Here is an 18093-nt window from a genome sequence, read left to right on the forward strand (position 1 = left end):
TCCTCGGGCTACTCCTCGGCGGCTTCGGCCTCGTCGTCGGCCTTCATTTCCTGGAGCCTGTCCAGCAGTTCGTCGTTCGACGCGCCGATATCGAAGTCGACGCTCCCCGAGTGGACGTTCTCGGCGGTGTCGTGGCCTTCGTCGTCGTCGAAGTCGGTATCGAAGTTCTGGTTCTCCTGTTCAGACTCATCGTAGCTTCCGAAACCCATACGGAGTATACTACAGGAGCCGCACACAAAAATCCACGTCCGACCGGTCCGCGCTGGCTGTGGCGGCTCAGACGTCCCGAACCCGGACGATACCGTCTCTGAGGACGGTTCGGTTGGGAACGACGTACTCCTTGCCGTCGTTTTCGATCCGGGTGACGAGCAGGTCGACCTCCTGGACGATGCCGTGTCGACCGCCGATGGTCACCTCGTCGCCGATGCTGTACGGTTGGTGCAACAGGAGATAGACGCCGGCGGTCCCCGAGGCCAGCAGGTCCTTGGTGGCCAGCGCCGTGAAGACGATCAGCGCCAGCGCGTAGGCCGCCAGCAGGACGATCAGCGCCAACACTGCGACGCCGATCTGACTCAGCGCGATCAGGACCGCCACGAACAGCACGCTGTACTTCGCGAGCAACGGAAGCAGGCCGATCTCGGGGAGTTTGACCCCCCGAAGCCGCTCGGAGACCAGCAGTTCGATCTTGTCGGCGACGACAACCCCGACGACCAACACGACGAGCGCGGCGAACAGCCGCGGGAGAAACACCGCAACCGTTCCCCAAAACAGGTCCGCAAACCGGAGATCAGCGACCGTGACAGCCAGAAACACCGCTACAAGCAGCGTAAACCCGCCGCTAAGCTGGGTGATGATCCGGGCGGTCGACGTACCGAACTCGTTTGTCGTCCGCTCGAAGCTGGTTCCCTCGATCGTCTCGACGACGCCGATCCGGTCGAGTAGCCGGCTGGTGATCCCCATCACGACGTAGGCGGCAACTACCCCGGCGGCGACGATTCCGAGGGCGAGCCACAGCCGGATCGACACCGTCCCGAACAGCCGGTCGAGTGCCAACTGGAGCGGCCCGAACATCGGTCAGTAGGCCTCCGGATCGAGTTCGAGGATCAGCTCGCCGCTTTTGAACGCCCGTACCAGCCCGTCGGACTCCGAGAGCACGATCGCCGTCGCGTTCGTATCGCGGGTGATCGCCCCGCCGGCCATGTGGCGGGCCCCGAGCCCCTTGGGGATGTCGACGCCCTCGGCGGAGGGTTCGAGATAGCGGTAGGCGGAGACGATCTTCCCCGAATCCGAGATCACGAACGCGCCATCCAGCCGCGAAAACTCCTTGAGCATCACGTTGACGATCGGATCGCCGACGTGGACGTGAGATTTCTCGAAGGGGTTGTAGCTCAGTGGGCGGGACTTGTTCATCACCTTGCCCGCGTCGCCGACGACGAACAGCGCGCCGACGGGTTTGCCCTTCTGGCCCTTCCGGCCGAGTTCGAGGGCGACCTCGAAGACGTCGCTGATCACCGCCGGGTCCGCCCGGGAGTTGGTAAACAGGTCGTAGATCCCCGACCGCATCGACTCGTCGACCCGGACGCGGCTCACGAAGTCGGCGTCGTCGGCGAACAGCGAGCCGAAACAGGCGACGACATCGCCCTCACCGACCAGCTCGTCGTCCATCGCCCCCTCGATTCCGAACCGGATCCGGTCTTGAACGTCCGCGAAGGGGATCGGAAGCTCGACGAACGTTTCGGCGTCGACGGTGTTTTCGGGGCCAACCACCACCACGTTCTCGATCTCGCCGAACCGCTCGTAAAACGAGCCGTTCGGACCGAAGAGAAAGACAGCGTCGACGTCCGAGACGAGGCCGTCGAGCACGTCACTGAGGGAGGTCATTGCCTTATATACATTTCCGTTGTTAATAAAGGTTTAATGCAGCGTCCGACGGACGGCAGACGCATCAGGGGTCGACGGGTACAGGTCGACAACCGGCATGCGTGGATCGAACCCGAACCGCAGTCGCTCCGCTCACTGTGTTCGCTCAGTGCGTGGGACCGGATTTGAACCGGCGGACCCCTACGGGACAGCGTCCTAAGCGCTGCGCCTTTTCCTGGCTTGGCTACCCACGCGCAGGCTTACGTAGGCCCCAATCCCGGTAAGAAGCTGTCGTTCTCCACTGCGAAATGGCCGGAGGGTTCAATTGGCTCGGCGGGCAACCGGCGGGCATGTATCGCGCACGGGACCGGCTCGAACACCGCGAGTGGCTCGACCGCCTCGACGAGGCGGGCCAGCAGCTGGACCTCGGCGAGTCAACCCGGTCGACGGCCGGGGACCTCTTTCTCACGCACGTCCCCGACACGGAGCGGTCGAAGCCGGCGGTCGCCGCCGCGAGCCTCTACGTGGCCGCGCTGATCGACGGCGAGGAACGCTCCCAGCCGGCGGTCGCCGAGACGCTAGGGGTCTCGCGGCTCAGTATCCAGTCGCGGTGGAAGGAGATGATGGCCGAGGCGGGGTTTCAGCCGCCGGAGTGGTGACTGTCGTCCGAGCAACGACTGTTGGAGCAGGCTATTCCACTGGCGTACCCACTTGACTCACAGTTCCATCGAGCCAAGCGGCATCTATTGTGATAGTACACAACCGCTATACAATTGGCACTCAAACCTGACTGTATGGATGATGATCCATTCTTTTGTGACGATTGCGATACGGAATTAGACCACGAGGATATCAATACCGCCAAGGACGTCCCGAAAATCGACGTTGAGGGGTTCGAGATGTTCGCGGACACAGTCGACGTCTACCAGTGTCGCGACTGTGGCGTCGTCATCGGGTTCAACTCCGAGTAGGTCCCCTCTCGGAGGGTCCGCTGTAGCCGAACGTACGAGCAAGCCACACCAGTCGACGACCGAGTGAGGCGTGTTCCAAACCGCGGCTCGGAGCCACACTCAGCGCGTCGCCTCGCGGCCGGTCCGCTCCGGCGTGAGGTTGCCGTGGCGGTCGATCTCGCCGGTGACGATCCGCGTCGACGAGATGCGCTTGCCGTCGTCGGCCGGCACGTGGTCGACGACCTCGATGGCGAGCGGTTCGAGGCCGCGCTCCTCGCGGCGGTCGTTGATGCGTTCGGCCCCTTCGACCGTCTCGGGCGAGACGACAAGCGCATCGAACCGGGGTTCGACGGCGATCCCGGTCGGCTCGCTCAGCGGCCGGATCTCGAAGCGGCGGTCGTACTCGCCGGCGATCGGTTCGAGTTCGGCCCGGAGGTCGGCCTTCCGGTCGTCGAAAGACCGGACGTAGCGCTCGACGTGTCTGGTCTCGCTTGCGAGGTCGTCGTCGGTAAGCCCGACGGTCACATCACCCAGCGAAAAGGCCCGCTCGAACAGCGCACGGTGACCGTCGTGGACGGGGTCGAAGGTCCCGCCCAGCGCGACATTCATACTGCCGGGTAGCGGTCCCCGAACTTAAATATCCACACTCTACTCGTGGTCGTCGGCGTGGGCGTCGTCTCCGTCGGCATCCTCGTCCCCGGCGGCATCGTCGGCGTCCTCCGCAGCCTCGGCGTCGTCGACCTCGACCTCCACCGGCTCGTCGTCGACGCTGATCGTGATGGGGCCGCCCTCCTCGTCGTCGCCGCCGAGCCGATCGTCGAGGGTAAAGACGGTGTTGAGTTCGCGCTGGACGTCGCCGACGACGCCACGGACGAGTTCGCTGGGGGCGATGGCCTCGTACTCGTAGGGGTTGTTGCCCGCACCGCTGGACTCGCGTTTCTCCCGGTGGACAGTACCCTCGTCGTGGAGTTCCGCCAGCGCCTCCCGGACCGTACTGGGGTAGAGCCCCGTGCCGTCGGCGACCTCATCGCTGGTGCTGTGTGGGTGTTGCCGGAGGTAGACGTAGATCCGCGCCCGCGTCTCGGTGTCCAACAGCCACGCCAGCAGGTCGACGATCCCCTCATCGAACTCCGTGACTGCCCGGTCGGCCTCGGCTTCGATCCGGGCTTTCGTCTTCTGGAGTTCGACCCGCGGGCCGTCGGTCGACTCCGCATCCGCCTCACCGTCGGTTTCGTCGTCCGGATCCGTTGTCATAGCACCAGTACTCGGGACGCCGACGGCAAAAGAATTTCTGTCGCCACACCGGCGACACGTCGTTACAGCAGCAGCGATCGACACAGCGCATCGAGCCCCGACTCGGCCATCAGTTCACGCTGGCGCTGGCTCCCACTGGGGCGGTCGAGCAGGTCCTGAATCCCCTCGACGCCGAGCCGATCGGCCTCGCGGTCGACCACCTCGGCGAGGTCGACGACGCCCTCGCCGTCCCGCTCCAGAAAGCTCGCGTCGTGGCCGTGGCGGATCGCCCGCCACTTGTTCTCGTCGAGCAACTCCCGACGGAGCCCGTCGGTCGGCTCGCCGTCCTCGTAGCGGGCGGCGAGGTCCTCGACGAGCGCGTGGATGTACTCGACGAAGGCGTCGACGACCGCGGGATCGGACTGCCCGTCAGGGGTCCGAACCTCGACGGTGCCGTGGCCGGTGTGCGGGCGGACGTCGTACCACAGTTCGCCGCGGTCGTTGATCGAGCCGGTCTCGACCATCCGCTCTTCGAACCGCTGGAAGGCGTCGAAGTCCTCGAAGCGGGTCGGCACCCCTGTGTTGGGAAGGTTCTCGAACACCTTGGCGCGAGCCGAGGCCAGCCCGGTGTCGAACCCGTTCCAGAACGGCGAGTTGGCCGACAGCGCCAACACGGGCGAGAGATACCACCGGAGCTCGTTGGCGATCCAGACGGCCTTGTCGGCGTCGTCGACGCCGACGTGAACGTGGAGCCCGGCAGTCGTGTTTCGGTGCTGGGGATACTGGATGCGGTCGAGTTGGGCCTTATACCGCGGCTTCGTCGCGTGGTCGAGCTCCCGCCACTTTGCGGCGGGATGGAGCCCCGCGGCGGCGATCCGAAAGCCGTGGGCCTCGGCGTGGTCGACCAGCGCCTCGCGCACCTCGCGGAGCGTCTCTCCGGCATCGGCAGGCGATTCGATCAGCGGTGTCTGGGTCTCGATCGTACACTGAAACAGCTCGTGATCCAGCCGGTCTTCGAGAATCGTCGGCGGCTCCGAGTTGTAGATCAGCTCGTCGATCCCAGAAACTGGTCGACCATCGTCGTCGACAATAAAAAACTCCTCCTCGATGCCGAGAGTTCCCATTCGGGTGAACGGCTCCGACGCGCCAGTCTCCATTACTCCGCCGTATGGAACGGTCTCATAAATACCCCTTGAAGGCGGGTCTCTCTGCGACGGTAGCCACCACCTACTCGGAGACGGCAGCCCGACCATCGGCAAGCCGAGTCCGGAAGTAGGAGCCGACTAACAGGACGGTCGCGACGCCCAACAGGAGGGCGAACGCCAGCACGCCGCCCGCAAGCGGGGTCAGACCGCCACCGAGTTGACTCCCGACGAACGAGCCGGCGAGGACGCTGGCGACTGCGAAGACCGCAACTCCGCCGGCATTGAGCAGCGGTCCCGGCATGTCGGCAGGGGTCTCGGGGTCGTTCAATAGGACGAGTACGAGCGCGAGGGCGAAGGGCGTCCCGACAGTGCCGACCGCCAACACCAACACGAGCTGCTGGAGGAACGAGCCGCCGATGAACGCACCCGCCGCCGACAGCAAGGCCGTCGCCGCCAGCAGCCATCGGTAGCGGCTGTCGCTCACGTCGGTCTCCCAGCCGAGTTTGTCGGCGACGACGTAGGGCGGCACCAGCGTGTTCCCGCCGAGCGTCGAGACGGCCGCCCCGAGCAGGCCGGCGAGGAACAGCCGCTCGGCGAAGCCCCCGGCGATCGGTTCGAGCGCCTGTCCCGCCGCGACCGCAGTCAGCCCCTCGGCGTCGACGGTGCCGAACAGCGCACCTGCGGCGACGAGGAAGGTCGCGATGCTGAAGATCCCGAAGGCCACCAGCATCGAGACGCCGATATCGAACCGGGCGAGTCCGGCGTCCTCAGTCGTCCAGCCGCGGGCCCGGACGGTGTAGGTCTGCATCGTGATGATCGTGATGTGGACCGCGCCGCCGAGGATCCCAGCCGCGACCAGCGCCCCCTCGACACCTGCCGGGATCGTCGGTGCGAGCCCGCCGGCGGCGGCGACGATGTCCGTCGGTACGACGAAAAGCGAGACGACGAAGGCGACGACGACTGCCGAGACGAGCAGTTTCGCGCCGAGTTCGGCGATCCGGTAGCCGCCGCCCGCGAGCCCGGCCGCGAGGATAATCGCCCACGTGAGCCCCCAGACGCGGGCGTCAAAACCGGTCAGCAGCCCCGAGACGTCGGCGAGCGTCTTCATGATGATCAGCTGGGCGAAGCCGGCGGCGAGGACGACATCCGCCACGAGGAGCCACGCCCACATCGAGCCGAGCCGGCGGTCGACGGTCGTCACGAGTCCCTCCTCGGTCGCCAACGCGAGTTTGGTCGAGAGATACTGTGCCAACGCGCCGAACAGTGCCGAAACGATCACGACCCACAGCAGGGTGTAGCCGAAGCTTGCCCCCGCGACGACCAGACTCGCCATCGTCGCCGGGCCGGCCGCGATGGCCCCCGCCAACCACGTCGGCCCGAGCGCCGAAAGCTTCTCGTTGATCGATCGTTCCGCAGGTTCCTGACGGCTCATACTCGGGGGTCGACTCCCGAGTGGTAAAGCGTTATTACTTGGTGTTACCACCGGCAGTAGTCAGCGCTTACGGGCGACGACGGCGAGGTGATCGTCGTGGAACGGTTCGAGCCGCCGAGTGTCGACGATCTCGTAGGCGGCTGCTACCGCCTCGCGGACGTCCTCGAAGACCGTCTCGGGGTCGACAGTTACATCCTCGCTGCGGGCCTTGACCGCCAGACAGAGTTGGCCATCGTCCGCGAGAAACCGGGCGTTGTCGACGGCGACCGACGCCTGTCCGCGAGTGGCCACGTCTTGGACGAGCAGGTCGAGATCGCTCTCGACGACGTGGGCGTAGGTCTCCGGCTTCCGGGCGTCCTTCAGGAGCGGGAAGAGGTTCGGCCGCTCGGCGGCGACATCGAGCAGGTCTCGCGTCGGCCGCGGGGCGAACTCGACGGCGTAGGTCGGCCCCGCGAAGTCGGCGACGTGGCTCACGGTCGTCCCGCTGGCCGCGCCGAGATACAGGACGGAGTCGACGGCCGTGAGGTCGACGTCCATCCCGGTTTCGACCATTGCGCCGAGCTTCGAGCGGCCGGCGTCCCACAGTCGCCACTCGCCGTCGGTCGGCTCGCCGTAGACGGGTTCGCCGCGGGTCGCGAGCCGCTGTCGGCCGTCGAACTCGCGGCGCTGGATGCTCTCGGGGAGGTCAGTCATTGGTCGCCTCCCGTGGCGTCGTCGTCCGCGCGAGCTTGGATGGTCGACATCCGGTCTTCGAGATCCGCATGGATCTCCGGGCGTCGCTCGCCGCTGTAGTGGTCGACGCGAGCGGCAATCGAGAGTTTGCCCGCGAAGGCGCGGGCCGCCGAGCCGCGGTCCTCGGGCCGGGTGCCGCTGACGTACTCGTGGGTGTAGATGATCCCGTGTTTCGGGGAGCTCCCCCGTCCCGCGAGATGGGCGAACAATGCGTCTTCGGCTCCCAGCACCTGGACCGTGCCGCTGGGTTTCTTCGCCAGCGCCTCAAGCCCGCCGGCGAGCGCGATTAGCCGCGCAGCCAGCACGGGGCCGGCCATCTCGCTGAGGTTCGGCGCGACCTCGGGGGCCTGCCGTTCGATGAACGTCCGAAGCTCTTCGGCCTCGCCTGCGAGGTCGTCGACCCGCTCGGCCAGCGAGATCACGCGGGCTTCCAGCGGACTCTCGGGCTCGTGGTCGACCAACTGCCGGGCGGCGTCGACACCGGTACCGGCGTCGTCGAACAGCGTGCCGGCCCACTCGCCGAGTCGCTCGGCGAGTTCGTTGGCGGTTCGGGTGGCGTCGTCCATCGCCCGCACCGCGTGGAGGAGCTGTTTGTCGTCGGCCCGCTCGCGGTCGACGACGGCCGCCCGCGTGGCGGCGACGGTCGCCTCGTGGAGTAGTTCGTAGTAGTTGTCCTCGTCGGAAGCGAAACCAGCGTCGACGGCGCGTCGGGGCCAGTCGGCGGGCTCGGCGGCCGAACCCGACTCGATGGCCTCACGCGCCCCGTCGACTGATCCGGACGCAAGCCCAGTGAACCAGCCTCGGTCGGTGGTATGGTCGGTCATACGACGCCGTTCTTTCTCAGGCAGTATATCGCTCCCCCTTTCGACTGGTGATGCACAACTACTTCCATCGGGACGGCACACAGTCGGCTATGCTCTCAGAGGGCGACCGGGCGCCAACGTTTGAACTGGAAAATCAGGACGGCGGGACGGTGTCGCTGGCCGACGTCGACGGCGAGTATGCGGTGGTTTACTTTTATCCCCGAGCCGACACCCCGGGCTGTACGACCGAGGCCAAGAGCTTCCGCGACCAGTTCGCCGCGTTCACCGACCGCGGGATCACGGTCCTCGGGATCAGCGACGACCCCGTGGCTGATCTCGCGGCATTCGCCGAGAAACACGACCTCCCGTTCGACCTCCTGTCGGATCCCGACGGCGAGGTCGGCCGCGCATACGATTCCTACGGCGAGAAGAACATGTTCGGACGGACGTTCGACGGCGTCTTTCGGAACACCTACATCGTCGACCCCGACGGGCGGATCGCGCGTGGCTTCGAGGGTGCCTCCCCGGACGGGCACGCCGAAGAGATCCTTGCGGCGGTCGACGAACTCCACGCATAGAACCCTCCGACACCGGTCGGAGTCGACCGGTCAGTAGCCTCGAGAGATCAGGTAGTCGGCGAGATCGGCTAGCAGATCGCTTGCCTCGTTGTCCGGTAGCGCCTCCAGTCGCTGCTTGCTCCGTTCGGTCAGCTCTTCGGCCATCTCGCGGGCGTAGTCGATGCTGCCTGCGGCTTCGAGCTCCGCTACCGCGTCGTCGATCTCGGCTTCGGTGACCGTCTCGACGGTCGACCCATCGAGCAGGCCATCGACGTCGACGCCCTGCTGGCGGGCGTGGAGCGTAATGAGCGTCTCCTTGTTCTCGACGAGATCCGAGCCGCGCTGTTTGCCGAGCTCCTCACTCGGCACTGTCAGATCGAGCACGTCGTCCTGAATCTGGAACGCCTTCCCCGACTCGACGCCGTAGCTGTACATCGCGTCGACGACCGCCTCGTCGGCGTCCAGCAGCACCGCGGGGATCGCGGCGGCGGCACCGTAGAGGACGGCGGTCTTGCGCTCGACCATCTCCAGATACTCCTCGGGCGCGAGGTCGTCGCGGGACTCGAAGGCGACGTCCAGCGATTGGCCCTCGCAGATCTTGGTACAGGTCGAGGACAGCAGCCGCATCGCTTCGAGCGTATTGGCCGGATCGCCACCGACGTCAGCCATGATCTCGAAGGCTTTCGAGTAGAGCGTATCGCCCGCGAGGATCGCGGTCGACGTGTCGTACTGGTTGTGAACGGCTTTGACCCCGCGACGGAGGTCGTCGTCGTCCATGATATCGTCGTGGATGAGGGTAAACGACTGGATGACTTCGATCGAGACCGCCGCGGCCATCAGATCGACCTCGCCGCCGGTCACCGTCGGGAACGCCCGGTAGTCGGCCTCGCCGTCGACGTCGGCCAGCGCCTCGCCGACCAGCAGCGCGGCGGTCGGCCGGAGCCGCTTGCCGCCGGCTTCGAGAATGTATCGGGAGGCCTCGTACAGTCGCTCGGGCTCCTGTTGGGGAAGGTCGACGTCGATCGCGTCGTTGACCAACTCGCGGCGCTGGGCGATCGCCGCGAGCACCCGCTTTTCGGTCGCGTTTTGGGTCATTACTCCACCAACTGAATGAGGTTGCCGTTGCGCGAGACGTGGAGATCACGACCCATCTCGTAGCCGAGACTCGAACAGAGGTCGACGTACGGCGCGAGGCCCTTCAGATCCTGGTGCGCCGGGATGACGTGTTCGGGCTGCAAGGCCTCCAGCATCTCGAAATGCCCCTCCTCGCGGAGGTGGCCCGAGACGTGGATGTCGTCGTAGATGCGTGCACCCTGCATTTTGAGGAGGCGCTCGGACTGGTAGCGCTGGCCCTCGTTGGTCGGTTCGGGGATCACCCGCGCCGAGAAGATCACCTTGTCGCCCTCGTCGAGTTCGTACGGCGTCTCGCCGCGACCCATCCGGGTCAACATCGCTCGGGGCTCACCCTGATGGCCCGTGACGATCGGCAGGAAGTTCTCTTTGCCCTCCTTCATGATCCGCTTGAACGTGCGGTCGACCGACTTCCGGTGGCCGTACATCCCGAGATCGTCGGGGAACTCGACGAAGTTCAGGCGTTCGGCCGTTCCCGAATACTTCTCCATCGAGCGGCCCAACAGGACGGGCTGTCGACCGATCTCTTGGGCGAACTCGACGAGCGATTTCACGCGGGCGATGTGGCTCGAAAAGGTGGTCGCCACGATGCCGCCGTCGTAGTCCTCGACCGACTGCATGACGTCCCGGAGGTGTTCGCGGGCGACCGACTCCGATGGCGTCCGGCCCTTCCGGCCGGCGTTGGTGCAGTCCTCGATGTACGCGAGGACACCGTTGCCTTCCCGGCCGATCTCCCGGAACCGATCCATGTCGATGGGGTCGCCGATCACCGGCGTGTGGTCCATCCGTTTGTCGAGGCCGTAGACGACCGCGCCTTCAGGGGTGTGGAGCACGGGGTTGATCGCGTCGATCACCGAGTGAGTGACGTTGACGAACTCCAGTTCGACCTGCCCGCTGTCGCCGATCGACATCGTCTCGCCGGCGTCCATCTCGACGAGGTCGTTGTCGACGCTGAACTTCGACTCGTCGTCGATCTCCTGTTCGACGAGGGCGATCGTAAACGGCGTCGCGACGATCGGTGCGTTGTAGCGGTGGGCGAGCTTGGAGATCGCACCGATGTGGTCGAGATGACCGTGGGTCGGGACGATCGCTTTGACGTCGCCTTCGAGCTCGCTCATGACCCGGTCGTCGGGGATCGCACCCATGTCGATCAGGTCGAGACTGTGCATCTGTTCGGTTCGGACGTCGTCGTGGATCAGCACCTGCGAGAGGTTCAGACCCATATCGAAGATGACGACGTCGTCGCCCGCACGGACGGCCGTCATCTGCCGGCCGACCTCCTCGTAGCCGCCGATAGTTGCGATTTCGATTTCCATAGTTTCGAATCCTGCACAGCTCGGTCACGTACTGTGGCCCGCTGTGCGTCGAGCCGCGGAGGGGCCAACTGCCCCGGCGTACCGCGCGTCGGTCTGGCCCCGCTGTGTCGGCCGGCGGTCGACCGCCGAGCGACAGTTACCCGCGGGTGTTGGTAGATGGGGGTTGCACGCGTGGTGTTAAAAACTACGTGGGTTCTCGCAGTTCGCCCCCGCTGGGGGACCCATCAGCCGGCCTGAGCGAACCACACGGTTCCGGTACGTTTATTACTGAAACTGGAGGCAGTGACGGTATGAGTGGACGACCCCTCGACGTCCTCGAGGCGTCGCTGGAGGAGACGGTGACCATCGCGCTGAAGGACGGTACCGCCTACGTCGGGACGCTATCGGGCTACGACCAGCATATGAACGTCGTACTCGAAGCGCCGGGCGAGGCCGCCGACACCGAGGCACTGGGCGACCTGACGGTCGACTCGGTCGAAGACACAACCATTATACGCGGCGATAACGTCGTCTCGATAACTCTATGACCGGAGCAGGAACCCCCTCTCAAGGAAAGAAGAACAAAACGACGCACGTCAAATGCCGCCGCTGTGGCGAGAAGTCCTACCACTCCCGCAAGAAGGTCTGCTCGTCGTGCGGCTTCGGCAAATCCGCCAAACGACGCGACTACGAGTGGCAGTCGAAAAACGGCGAATAACTCTCCTGCGGTCGCCGCACGACGCCGACTTCTCGCCGACCGACACCGACCACTAGCGTCGGCTGTGGCCGGTCCGTTGCTCCACCACGACCCGAGAGTGTCGCCTCTGTGTGTCGCAAAGGTATGCACGAACGTGTGTATATTTGACGAGTAGATGGCTGTGAGGAGGCACAAACACGGGGTTTTTAGCTACTCAACCTCCAACGGTGGTGTATGGAACACGGCCGGGATTCGCACCACCCAGTCGACGGGCCCACAGAGAAATGTGGTGTCGTCGGGATCGCCACGGCGGATCGCCCTGTCGCACGACCGTTGTACTACTCGCTGTATGCGCTCCAACATCGGGGCCAAGAGTCGGCGGGGATCGTCACCCACGACGGCTTCCAGCAGCACAGCCACGTCGACATGGGACTCGTCGGCGATGTCTTCGACGAGGGCGATCTCAATAATCTCAACGGCTCGACGGGGATCGGCCACGTGCGGTATCCGACCGAAGGATCGATCGGCACCTGTTGTGCCCAACCCTTCTCCGTCTCGTTCAAATCGGGCTCGTTGGGCCTCTCGCACAACGGCAACCTCGTCAACGCCGACGAGATCCGCGAGGAACTCGCCGGGCTGGGCCACGCGTTTACCTCCGACGGCGACACCGAAGTCATCGCCCACGACATCGCCCGGAACCTCCTCGAAGAGGACCTGATTCGGGCGGTCAAACGGACCATGGAGCGGATCCACGGCTCGTATTCGCTGACGATCATGCACGACGACGCCGTCATCGGTGTTCGTGATCCGCAGGGCAACCGGCCGCTCTGTATCGGCAAACTGGAGGACGGCTACATGTTGGCCTCCGAATCCGCGGCCATCGACACCCTCGACGGCGAACTCGTCCGCGACGTCAACCCCGGCGAACTCGTCGTGCTCGACGACGACGGCTCCGGCTACGACTCGTATCAACTCGTCGACAAGGACAACACGGCCCACTGCTTTTTCGAACACGTCTACTTCGCTCGGCCCGACTCGGTGATCGACGAGAGTCTCGTCTACGACGTGCGGCGGACCCTCGGCGAGAAGCTCTGGGAGGAAAGCGGGATCGAGACCGACGTCGTCCTTCCTGTCCCGGACTCCGGACGGGCCTTCGCCTCCGGCTACGCCGACGCCGCAGGGGACACCACTGCCGACGGCGAACCCCGTGCGGCCGACGACGACGGCGTCGAGTTCGCCGAGGGGCTGATGAAAAACCGGTACGTCGGCCGGACGTTCATCATGCCGACACAGGACGAACGCGAACGCGCGGTCCGGCTCAAACTCAACCCGATCAAAAGCACCATCGAGGGCAAGACCGTCACCATCATCGACGACTCCATCGTCCGCGGGACGACCTCGAACCAACTGATCGGCCTCCTGAAGGACGCCGGCGCCGAGGAGGTGCATATGCGCGTCGGCTCGCCGCAGATCCTCGCGCCGTGTTATATGGGGATCAACATGGCGACCAGAGAGGAACTGATCGCCGCCGACAAATCCGTCGAGGAGATCCGCGCGGAGATCGGCGCCGACAGTCTGGCCTACCTCTCGATCGATGCCATCGCGGAGGCCCTCGACAACGACCGGCAGGACCTCTGTCTGGGCTGTGTCACCGGCGAGTACCCCTACGACATCGACGGCGAGACCACCGACCGCGAGGTGAGCCGGCCGGCCATCGGCGAACCCGAGGCGTTCGTCGCCGACGACTGAGCCCGACTGGGCGTCACTGACACCCGTTCTGTAACACGGCGGTACCGCAGCCGCACGACTAGGACCCATAAACGGACGACGACCGCGTTACCAGCGGAACGGGAGCAACTGAGCCGAACTGAAACGATCAGTAGACGACGTACAGCAGGCCGTAGACGAGGATCCCGAGACTAAAGGAGATCAGCCACAGCACCGCCGCGATCTGTCCGACGCTCCGGTGTCGACTCCGGTATATCTCTTCGACAGGGCGGCTCACCGCCAAGAGGAGTACGTAGAACAACAGCGGGACACAGACGACCGCCAGAAGGATGTGGATCGCCAACATCGGCAGGTAGAAGAACTGATAGACGGCGTCCGGGCCGCCGAACGTCGAGGGACCCTCGATGCTCACCCGGTAGAGGTAGAACACGAGGAACGCCCCGAAGAGTCCGAAGGAGGCCACCATCAGGTTGCGGTGGGTCGCGACCGCCCCGCGGCGGATCGCTCGCCAGCCGGCGACGATCGTGCCGATGGCAGTGAGGCTGATGACCGCGTTGAGGTGTGGGATGAGGTCGACGAGCGTCTGACTCCGTGGCAGCAGCCACTCGGGGACGACGCCACCGACCGCACTGAACACCAGTCCGAGCGAGACGATACTCAGCACCGCGGTCAGCAGCGGTACCCGCTGTCGTGAGACGAGTTGCATACGCTGATTGTTGGTGGCCGGCGGTCAAAATCGTTTGTTTGTCCGGCCGGCCGACCGGGACATCGAGGCTTCGCTCGGCTGGGACGCCGACCGTGACATCGGGGGGTTCGTCGACCGAGGGTGAGATGTGGGTTCCTCCCCCACTGGGGCGGAAAATCGACAACCCTTTTAGTAACCCTCGGATACGAATGAGTGCGGAAAGACAGAAACCACACGACGAGCGTGGGTAGCCAAGCCAGGCCAACGGCGCAGCGTTGAGGGCGCTGTCCTGTAGAGGTCCGCCGGTTCAAATCCGGTCCCACGCATCGTTAGCGGTTCACGCCGCATACCGATGCTCGGTGTTGTCTCTACGACAGCACCCACGCACATTCTTCCGACGCTACTCGGCGAGCGACCGCTCCGTCGACCCGCCGTGTACGTCCACGCACACAGCAAGCTACGGTACGCCTGTGACACAGCATGAGCTACGGCACGTCCACGACACTCCGCAAGCTACGGTGTCGACTCATACGGTTACACAGAACCGTCACACCGCCGTTGCGAGAACGAGTTTCGGAAAAAGCCCGACGCCCTACGCGTTCTCGTAGTCGCCGCCGTACTTGATGAAGAAGAACGCGAACGAGAGCGTCGAGACCATCGCGAAGAAGGTCGCGATGCCGAGGGTCTTCGCGCTATCCGGGATCTGTGGCGCGCCGCCGCCGCTGTCGCCGCCACCGGTTTCGACAGTCGGGACGTCGTCGCCGACGGCGACCGCGCCGAGCATCCCCAGCGAGGCGTGTGGGTTACACTGATAGTTCGTGATCCCCGCGTACTCTTCGGTGAACTCGAATTCGAACGTAAAGCCCGCCTCGGCTGTGAGTTCGCTTTCGAACTCGGCTGGCCCGTCGGTACTCTCGACGTTGTGTTCGCCGCCCTCGCCGGTCCACTCCCAGATCACGGTCGTGCCCGGATCGACCCATATACCTGCGGGCGCGAAGGCGAGGTTCCCGCCGTTGCCGCTGGCGCCGACCTCGACGGTGACCTCGCTTTCGCCGCGGAGGTCTTCGGTTCCGCCGTCGACGTCTGCGACCTCGCCGAAATCCGGCATTTCACTCTGTGCAGCGGCCGTGCCTGCGGTGGCTGTTGCGGCTCCTGCCGCGGCGGTCGCTCCGGCAGTCGTCCGGAGGAACCCGCGCCGAGAGACTGCGTTGTCGCTCATACCAAGAGGTTTGTCATCGGCCGTAGTGAATACTTTGGTTCGCTGTCGGCCGCGGTGCCGACACAGCCGCCGACTGGTCGGTGGCGAGGCGGCCGGTGTGTTGTCGTTCCGGAACGTTTTTGCTCTCCATCCCGCCTTGTGGGAGTATGACCGATATCGAAGCCGAACTCCGCGAGCAGTTCACCCAGGCCTTCGAGAACGCCGAGTTCCCGGTAACCAGTCAGATGGATCTGGTACCGGCACTCCCCGACGGCCCGGGAACGACCTTCTCGGCCGGCGACCGGAGCCTCTCGGCGATGGAGTTGGCCTCGAAGCTCGGCGGCCATCAGGACTTCCCCTACGAGGACATCGAGAGCCTCGTCGACGACGTGATGGCCGGACTGAAGGCCGAAGACGTGATCTGACTGCTCCGAGAGCTTCTTACTCCCTCGTCTCCAAATCCGGTTGTGCTCATCGAGCCGCTGACTTCCCTGCCCGGATGGTTGGTGCTAGGGGTCGGTCTCGGCGCGGTCGCGTCGGTGGTCGTCGGAGCGGTGTTCTACTTCGGCGACCGGCTGTTTCCCGCCACCGACCACGGCGACCACTACCGCCGAGTCGACGGCACCCTGCGCCGTCACGCCGAGGTCCGCTCGTACCTCAACGCTATCGGCGAAGGGTTCGTCGAAAACGCCGACATCGATGGCTTCACCGCTGCGTTCTATCTCCCCGACCGGGACGTCGTGGTGACGTTCGATCCGCGGGTGTTTTTCGGCCTCGAAGCGGCCGCGACCTACGTCGTCCTCTGTGAAGACGAGATGCCGATCGGCCAACTCGGCCGCCGGCTCCCCTTCGAGGTCGACGAGCCCGCGGGGTCCCAGCGCCGCGGCCCCGTCGACCGATCGGTGACCAGCGCGTTCGACGAGCTCGGATTGGACGCCGGCGCCACCGAAGACGAGATCCGGAGCGCCTACCGCTCGCTGGCCAAGGAGGCCCACCCCGACCGCGGCGGGACCGAAGCCGAGTTCAAACAGCTCCAAGACGCCTACACGACTGCCAAGGAGTACGCCGATTGAGCCGTGACTCGGATCCAATCGTCAGTAGTGATTGAGTGATCGAGAACGGCTGTCAGTTCCGATCGGCAGCGTTTGTTTGAACAATGAGGTCGGTGCCGGTGATTTCGAACCGTGCACCACCGAGGTCGCTGTCGGTGACACCGATCCGCCAGCCGTGTGCGTTCACGATGCGTTTGATGATCGCCAATCCGAACCCGGTCCCCTGTTCGTTCGTCGTAAACCCCGTCTCGAAGATCTGGTCTTTTTTGTCGTCCGGGATGGGGTCCCCGTCGTTTTCGACGTAGAACCCCGATTCGTCCTCCAGCAGGCCGACGCTGATCGTCACGTCGTCGCCACCGTGTTCGATGGCGTTTCGGAAGAGGTTCTCGAAGACTTGCCCCAGCCGAATTTCGTCGGCCTGAATCCGGACGTTCGTCTCGGCCTGCAGCGATGCGTTCTTTTGATCAATATTGTTCCAACTCGACAGCACGAGTTTGTCGAGCGACACCGGTTTGGTGTCGGTTACTTCTTGGCCCTCTCGGGCGAGGACGAGCAGCTCACTGATCAGTGTCTCCATCCGGTCGAGTGCGCGAGCGACGGTTTCGAGATGGTCGCTATCGGCCTCCTCGCGGGCCAGTTCGAGGTAGCCGTCGGCGACGCTCAGTGGGTTCCGCAAGTCGTGGGAGACGATCGAGGCAAACCGTTCGAGCTGTTCGTTTTTGCTCCGGAGTTCGAGTTCGCGCTGCTTGCGTTCGGTAATATCGTGTGTGAAGCCAGCGACGCGGACGACCGACCCCGTCTCGTCGCGGATCGGCTCGGCGTGGGACTCGACCCATCTGGTCGTGTCTCCCTCGATCCGGTACTCGATCTCCTGTGGGTTGCCCTCCGAGACTCGTTTCATTGCGCCTTCGAGATCGTCGACGTCGTCCGGATGGGTTGCCCGGAGAAACGCCGCCGGGTCCTGGTATAGTGTCTGGACCGATTGGTCGAACATCTCCTCGTAGCGCGAGTTGATGTATTCGAGTTCGGTCCAGTCGGCCGAAAAGATCCATAGCACGTCGTGGGTGTTCTCGGCGAGTTCGCGGAGCTGTCGTTGGGTACGATTCGCAACCGCTTCGGCCCGTCGACGCTCGACGTGTGTCGTGATCTTGGTCGCCAACAGCTCGTACTGGTTTTTGACCCTCTTTTTGATGACGTAGTCGGAGACCCCCGCCGAGATCGCTTCGCTGGCGATCGTCTCGCTGCCCGTGTCGGTAAACAGTATAAACGGGAGCTCCGGGTCGACCGTTCGAACCTCATCGAAAACGTCGAGGCCGGTCAGTTCCGGCATCGCGTAGTCGCTGAGTACACAGTCGACCGCTTCGGTCGCAACGATCTCGGCGACTTCCTCCGAGTCGGTCGTCCACTCCACGGTAAAGCGGTCGTCCTCCCGTTCGAGATTTCCGGCGACCATCCGTGCGAAATCCGGCTCATCGTCGACGTGGAGGATACGGATCTCCGAGCGTGGTGCGACCCGAGTCTGTGATGAAGCAGTCATAAATGGTTCCTGAAACTGCAACCACTGCTGATTGTCTTAGCGGTGTTTTATCAACCAG

At 64.7% G+C, this 18093-nt stretch carries 22 protein-coding genes and 2 tRNA genes; 9 read left to right on the forward strand and 15 right to left on the reverse strand.

Going from position 1 to position 18093, the window contains the following annotated elements; all coding sequences use genetic code 11:
• Positions 1–8 precede the first annotated feature (8 nt).
• From NKJ34_RS06145 to NKJ34_RS06160, 4 genes are all read right to left on the reverse strand, one after another.
• Positions 9–209, reverse strand: coding sequence for a DUF5786 family protein (locus NKJ34_RS06145; protein ID WP_253737403.1), 201 nt, complete (start codon positions 207–209; stop codon positions 9–11).
• Between the two features lie 67 nt (positions 210–276).
• Complete coding sequence (locus tag NKJ34_RS06150; protein WP_253737404.1) at positions 277–1071, reverse strand: mechanosensitive ion channel domain-containing protein; 795 nt, start codon at positions 1069–1071, stop codon at positions 277–279.
• A gap of 3 nt (positions 1072–1074) precedes the next feature.
• The gene (gene dacZ / locus NKJ34_RS06155; protein WP_253737405.1) at positions 1075–1881 is read right to left on the reverse strand and encodes a diadenylate cyclase DacZ; all 807 of its coding nucleotides are present in this window, start codon (positions 1879–1881) and stop codon (positions 1075–1077) included.
• A gap of 149 nt (positions 1882–2030) precedes the next feature.
• A tRNA-Leu gene (locus tag NKJ34_RS06160) sits at positions 2031–2114 on the reverse strand.
• 96 nt (positions 2115–2210) lie between these two features.
• On the opposite strand from NKJ34_RS06160, the gene NKJ34_RS06165 reads away from it, so the two are divergent.
• Entirely contained in the window at positions 2211–2519 is a 309-nt protein-coding gene (locus NKJ34_RS06165; protein ID WP_253737406.1) for a cyclin family protein, read from the forward strand.
• Positions 2520–2654: 135 nt separating this feature from the next.
• Positions 2655–2831, forward strand: coding sequence for a hypothetical protein (locus tag NKJ34_RS06170; RefSeq protein ID WP_253737407.1), 177 nt, complete (start codon positions 2655–2657; stop codon positions 2829–2831).
• 99 nt (positions 2832–2930) lie between these two features.
• Here the strand turns inward: NKJ34_RS06170 and NKJ34_RS06175 are convergent, their stop codons facing one another.
• The 6 genes from NKJ34_RS06175 to NKJ34_RS06200 form a co-directional block, all read right to left on the reverse strand.
• Positions 2931–3419, reverse strand: coding sequence for a phosphopantetheine adenylyltransferase (locus NKJ34_RS06175; protein WP_253737408.1), 489 nt, complete (start codon positions 3417–3419; stop codon positions 2931–2933).
• Positions 3420–3458: 39 nt separating this feature from the next.
• Positions 3459–4064, reverse strand: coding sequence for a winged helix-turn-helix domain-containing protein (locus tag NKJ34_RS06180; RefSeq protein WP_253737409.1), 606 nt, complete (start codon positions 4062–4064; stop codon positions 3459–3461).
• 62 nt (positions 4065–4126) lie between these two features.
• Positions 4127–5200 carry a glutamate--cysteine ligase gene (locus NKJ34_RS06185; protein WP_253737410.1) on the reverse strand — a complete coding sequence of 358 codons (1074 nt, stop codon included), beginning with the start codon at positions 5198–5200 and terminating at the stop codon, positions 4127–4129.
• Between the two features lie 70 nt (positions 5201–5270).
• Positions 5271–6620, reverse strand: a complete 1350-nt coding sequence (locus tag NKJ34_RS06190) for an NRAMP family divalent metal transporter (protein ID WP_253737411.1) — start codon at positions 6618–6620, stop codon at positions 5271–5273.
• A gap of 60 nt (positions 6621–6680) precedes the next feature.
• Entirely contained in the window at positions 6681–7313 is a 633-nt protein-coding gene (locus tag NKJ34_RS06195; RefSeq protein ID WP_253737412.1) for a fibrillarin-like rRNA/tRNA 2'-O-methyltransferase, read from the reverse strand.
• Positions 7310–8176: an NOP5/NOP56 family protein gene (locus tag NKJ34_RS06200; RefSeq protein WP_253737413.1), complete on the reverse strand. Its 867-nt coding sequence runs from the start codon at positions 8174–8176 to the stop codon at positions 7310–7312. Before NKJ34_RS06200 ends, NKJ34_RS06195 begins: the two co-directional genes overlap by 4 nt.
• An 89-nt stretch (positions 8177–8265) precedes the next feature.
• Here NKJ34_RS06200 and bcp point away from each other — a divergent pair, with 89 nt between their 5' ends.
• Positions 8266–8733, forward strand: coding sequence for a thioredoxin-dependent thiol peroxidase (bcp, locus tag NKJ34_RS06205; protein WP_253737414.1), 468 nt, complete (start codon positions 8266–8268; stop codon positions 8731–8733).
• 30 nt (positions 8734–8763) lie between these two features.
• Here the strand turns inward: bcp and NKJ34_RS06210 are convergent, their stop codons facing one another.
• Together NKJ34_RS06210 and NKJ34_RS06215 are read right to left on the reverse strand one after the other, a co-directional pair.
• Positions 8764–9807: a polyprenyl synthetase family protein gene (locus NKJ34_RS06210; RefSeq protein WP_253737415.1), complete on the reverse strand. Its 1044-nt coding sequence runs from the start codon at positions 9805–9807 to the stop codon at positions 8764–8766.
• Positions 9807–11159: a ribonuclease J gene (locus tag NKJ34_RS06215; RefSeq protein ID WP_253737416.1), complete on the reverse strand. Its 1353-nt coding sequence runs from the start codon at positions 11157–11159 to the stop codon at positions 9807–9809. Before NKJ34_RS06215 ends, NKJ34_RS06210 begins: the two co-directional genes overlap by 1 nt.
• Before the next feature lie 290 nt (positions 11160–11449).
• On the opposite strand from NKJ34_RS06215, the gene NKJ34_RS06220 reads away from it, so the two are divergent.
• The 3 genes from NKJ34_RS06220 to purF all read left to right on the forward strand — a co-directional run bounded on the left by NKJ34_RS06220 (position 11450) and on the right by purF (position 13584).
• Positions 11450–11686 (forward strand): LSM domain-containing protein, encoded by a 237-nt coding sequence (locus NKJ34_RS06220; protein ID WP_253737417.1) that lies wholly within the window; start codon positions 11450–11452, stop codon positions 11684–11686.
• Complete coding sequence (locus NKJ34_RS06225; RefSeq protein ID WP_253737418.1) at positions 11683–11856, forward strand: 50S ribosomal protein L37e; 174 nt, start codon at positions 11683–11685, stop codon at positions 11854–11856. Before NKJ34_RS06220 ends, NKJ34_RS06225 begins: the two co-directional genes overlap by 4 nt.
• A 213-nt stretch (positions 11857–12069) precedes the next feature.
• Entirely contained in the window at positions 12070–13584 is a 1515-nt protein-coding gene (purF, locus tag NKJ34_RS06230) for an amidophosphoribosyltransferase (protein WP_253737419.1), read from the forward strand.
• Between the two features lie 127 nt (positions 13585–13711).
• Here the strand turns inward: purF and NKJ34_RS06235 are convergent, their stop codons facing one another.
• Entirely contained in the window at positions 13712–14269 is a 558-nt protein-coding gene (locus NKJ34_RS06235) for a DUF420 domain-containing protein (RefSeq protein ID WP_253737420.1), read from the reverse strand.
• Positions 14270–14489: 220 nt separating this feature from the next.
• Between NKJ34_RS06235 and NKJ34_RS06240 the strand changes: the two genes are divergently transcribed.
• Positions 14490–14574, forward strand: a tRNA-Leu gene (locus NKJ34_RS06240).
• A 266-nt stretch (positions 14575–14840) separates the two neighbouring features.
• On the opposite strand, the gene NKJ34_RS06245 is transcribed toward NKJ34_RS06240, so the two are convergent.
• Positions 14841–15467: a halocyanin domain-containing protein gene (locus NKJ34_RS06245; RefSeq protein WP_253737421.1), complete on the reverse strand. Its 627-nt coding sequence runs from the start codon at positions 15465–15467 to the stop codon at positions 14841–14843.
• 146 nt (positions 15468–15613) lie between these two features.
• On the opposite strand from NKJ34_RS06245, the gene NKJ34_RS06250 reads away from it, so the two are divergent.
• Complete coding sequence (locus NKJ34_RS06250) at positions 15614–15871, forward strand: MTH865 family protein (RefSeq protein ID WP_253737422.1); 258 nt, start codon at positions 15614–15616, stop codon at positions 15869–15871.
• A gap of 42 nt (positions 15872–15913) precedes the next feature.
• A complete protein-coding gene (locus tag NKJ34_RS06255) occupies positions 15914–16519 on the forward strand; it encodes a J domain-containing protein (RefSeq protein WP_253737423.1) in 606 nt (201 codons plus the stop codon).
• 52 nt (positions 16520–16571) lie between these two features.
• Here NKJ34_RS06255 and NKJ34_RS06260 read toward each other — a convergent pair whose 3' ends face one another.
• Positions 16572–18035 (reverse strand): sensor histidine kinase, encoded by a 1464-nt coding sequence (locus NKJ34_RS06260; RefSeq protein ID WP_253737424.1) that lies wholly within the window; start codon positions 18033–18035, stop codon positions 16572–16574.
• Positions 18036–18093: the final 58 nt, after the last annotated feature.

The organism is Halohasta salina (assembly GCF_024178165.1).
Classification (GTDB): Archaea; Halobacteriota; Halobacteria; order Halobacteriales; family Haloferacaceae; genus Halohasta; species Halohasta salina.

What these genes read in the sequence shown, in the direction of transcription:
- NKJ34_RS06185 (WP_253737410.1), bottom strand. Translation starts at nt 5,200, where the DNA reads ATGGAGACTGGCGCGTCGGAGCCGTTCACCCGAATGGGAACTCTCGGC.
- NKJ34_RS06245 (WP_253737421.1), bottom strand. Translation starts at nt 15,467, where the DNA reads ATGAGCGACAACGCAGTCTCTCGGCGCGGGTTCCTCCGGACGACTGCC.
- NKJ34_RS06145 (WP_253737403.1), bottom strand. Translation starts at nt 209, where the DNA reads ATGGGTTTCGGAAGCTACGATGAGTCTGAACAGGAGAACCAGAACTTC.
- NKJ34_RS06200 (WP_253737413.1), bottom strand. Translation starts at nt 8,176, where the DNA reads ATGACCGACCATACCACCGACCGAGGCTGGTTCACTGGGCTTGCGTCC.
- NKJ34_RS06195 (WP_253737412.1), bottom strand. Translation starts at nt 7,313, where the DNA reads ATGACTGACCTCCCCGAGAGCATCCAGCGCCGCGAGTTCGACGGCCGA.
- NKJ34_RS06220 (WP_253737417.1), top strand. Translation starts at nt 11,450, where the DNA reads ATGAGTGGACGACCCCTCGACGTCCTCGAGGCGTCGCTGGAGGAGACG.
- NKJ34_RS06150 (WP_253737404.1), bottom strand. Translation starts at nt 1,071, where the DNA reads ATGTTCGGGCCGCTCCAGTTGGCACTCGACCGGCTGTTCGGGACGGTG.
- NKJ34_RS06215 (WP_253737416.1), bottom strand. Translation starts at nt 11,159, where the DNA reads ATGGAAATCGAAATCGCAACTATCGGCGGCTACGAGGAGGTCGGCCGG.
- NKJ34_RS06190 (WP_253737411.1), bottom strand. Translation starts at nt 6,620, where the DNA reads ATGAGCCGTCAGGAACCTGCGGAACGATCGATCAACGAGAAGCTTTCG.
- bcp (WP_253737414.1), top strand. Translation starts at nt 8,266, where the DNA reads ATGCTCTCAGAGGGCGACCGGGCGCCAACGTTTGAACTGGAAAATCAG.
- NKJ34_RS06210 (WP_253737415.1), bottom strand. Translation starts at nt 9,807, where the DNA reads ATGACCCAAAACGCGACCGAAAAGCGGGTGCTCGCGGCGATCGCCCAG.
- dacZ (WP_253737405.1), bottom strand. Translation starts at nt 1,881, where the DNA reads ATGACCTCCCTCAGTGACGTGCTCGACGGCCTCGTCTCGGACGTCGAC.
- NKJ34_RS06225 (WP_253737418.1), top strand. Translation starts at nt 11,683, where the DNA reads ATGACCGGAGCAGGAACCCCCTCTCAAGGAAAGAAGAACAAAACGACG.
- NKJ34_RS06235 (WP_253737420.1), bottom strand. Translation starts at nt 14,269, where the DNA reads ATGCAACTCGTCTCACGACAGCGGGTACCGCTGCTGACCGCGGTGCTG.
- NKJ34_RS06250 (WP_253737422.1), top strand. Translation starts at nt 15,614, where the DNA reads ATGACCGATATCGAAGCCGAACTCCGCGAGCAGTTCACCCAGGCCTTC.
- NKJ34_RS06165 (WP_253737406.1), top strand. Translation starts at nt 2,211, where the DNA reads ATGTATCGCGCACGGGACCGGCTCGAACACCGCGAGTGGCTCGACCGC.
- NKJ34_RS06175 (WP_253737408.1), bottom strand. Translation starts at nt 3,419, where the DNA reads ATGAATGTCGCGCTGGGCGGGACCTTCGACCCCGTCCACGACGGTCAC.
- purF (WP_253737419.1), top strand. Translation starts at nt 12,070, where the DNA reads ATGGAACACGGCCGGGATTCGCACCACCCAGTCGACGGGCCCACAGAG.
- NKJ34_RS06170 (WP_253737407.1), top strand. Translation starts at nt 2,655, where the DNA reads ATGGATGATGATCCATTCTTTTGTGACGATTGCGATACGGAATTAGAC.
- NKJ34_RS06180 (WP_253737409.1), bottom strand. Translation starts at nt 4,064, where the DNA reads ATGACAACGGATCCGGACGACGAAACCGACGGTGAGGCGGATGCGGAG.
- NKJ34_RS06260 (WP_253737424.1), bottom strand. Translation starts at nt 18,035, where the DNA reads ATGACTGCTTCATCACAGACTCGGGTCGCACCACGCTCGGAGATCCGT.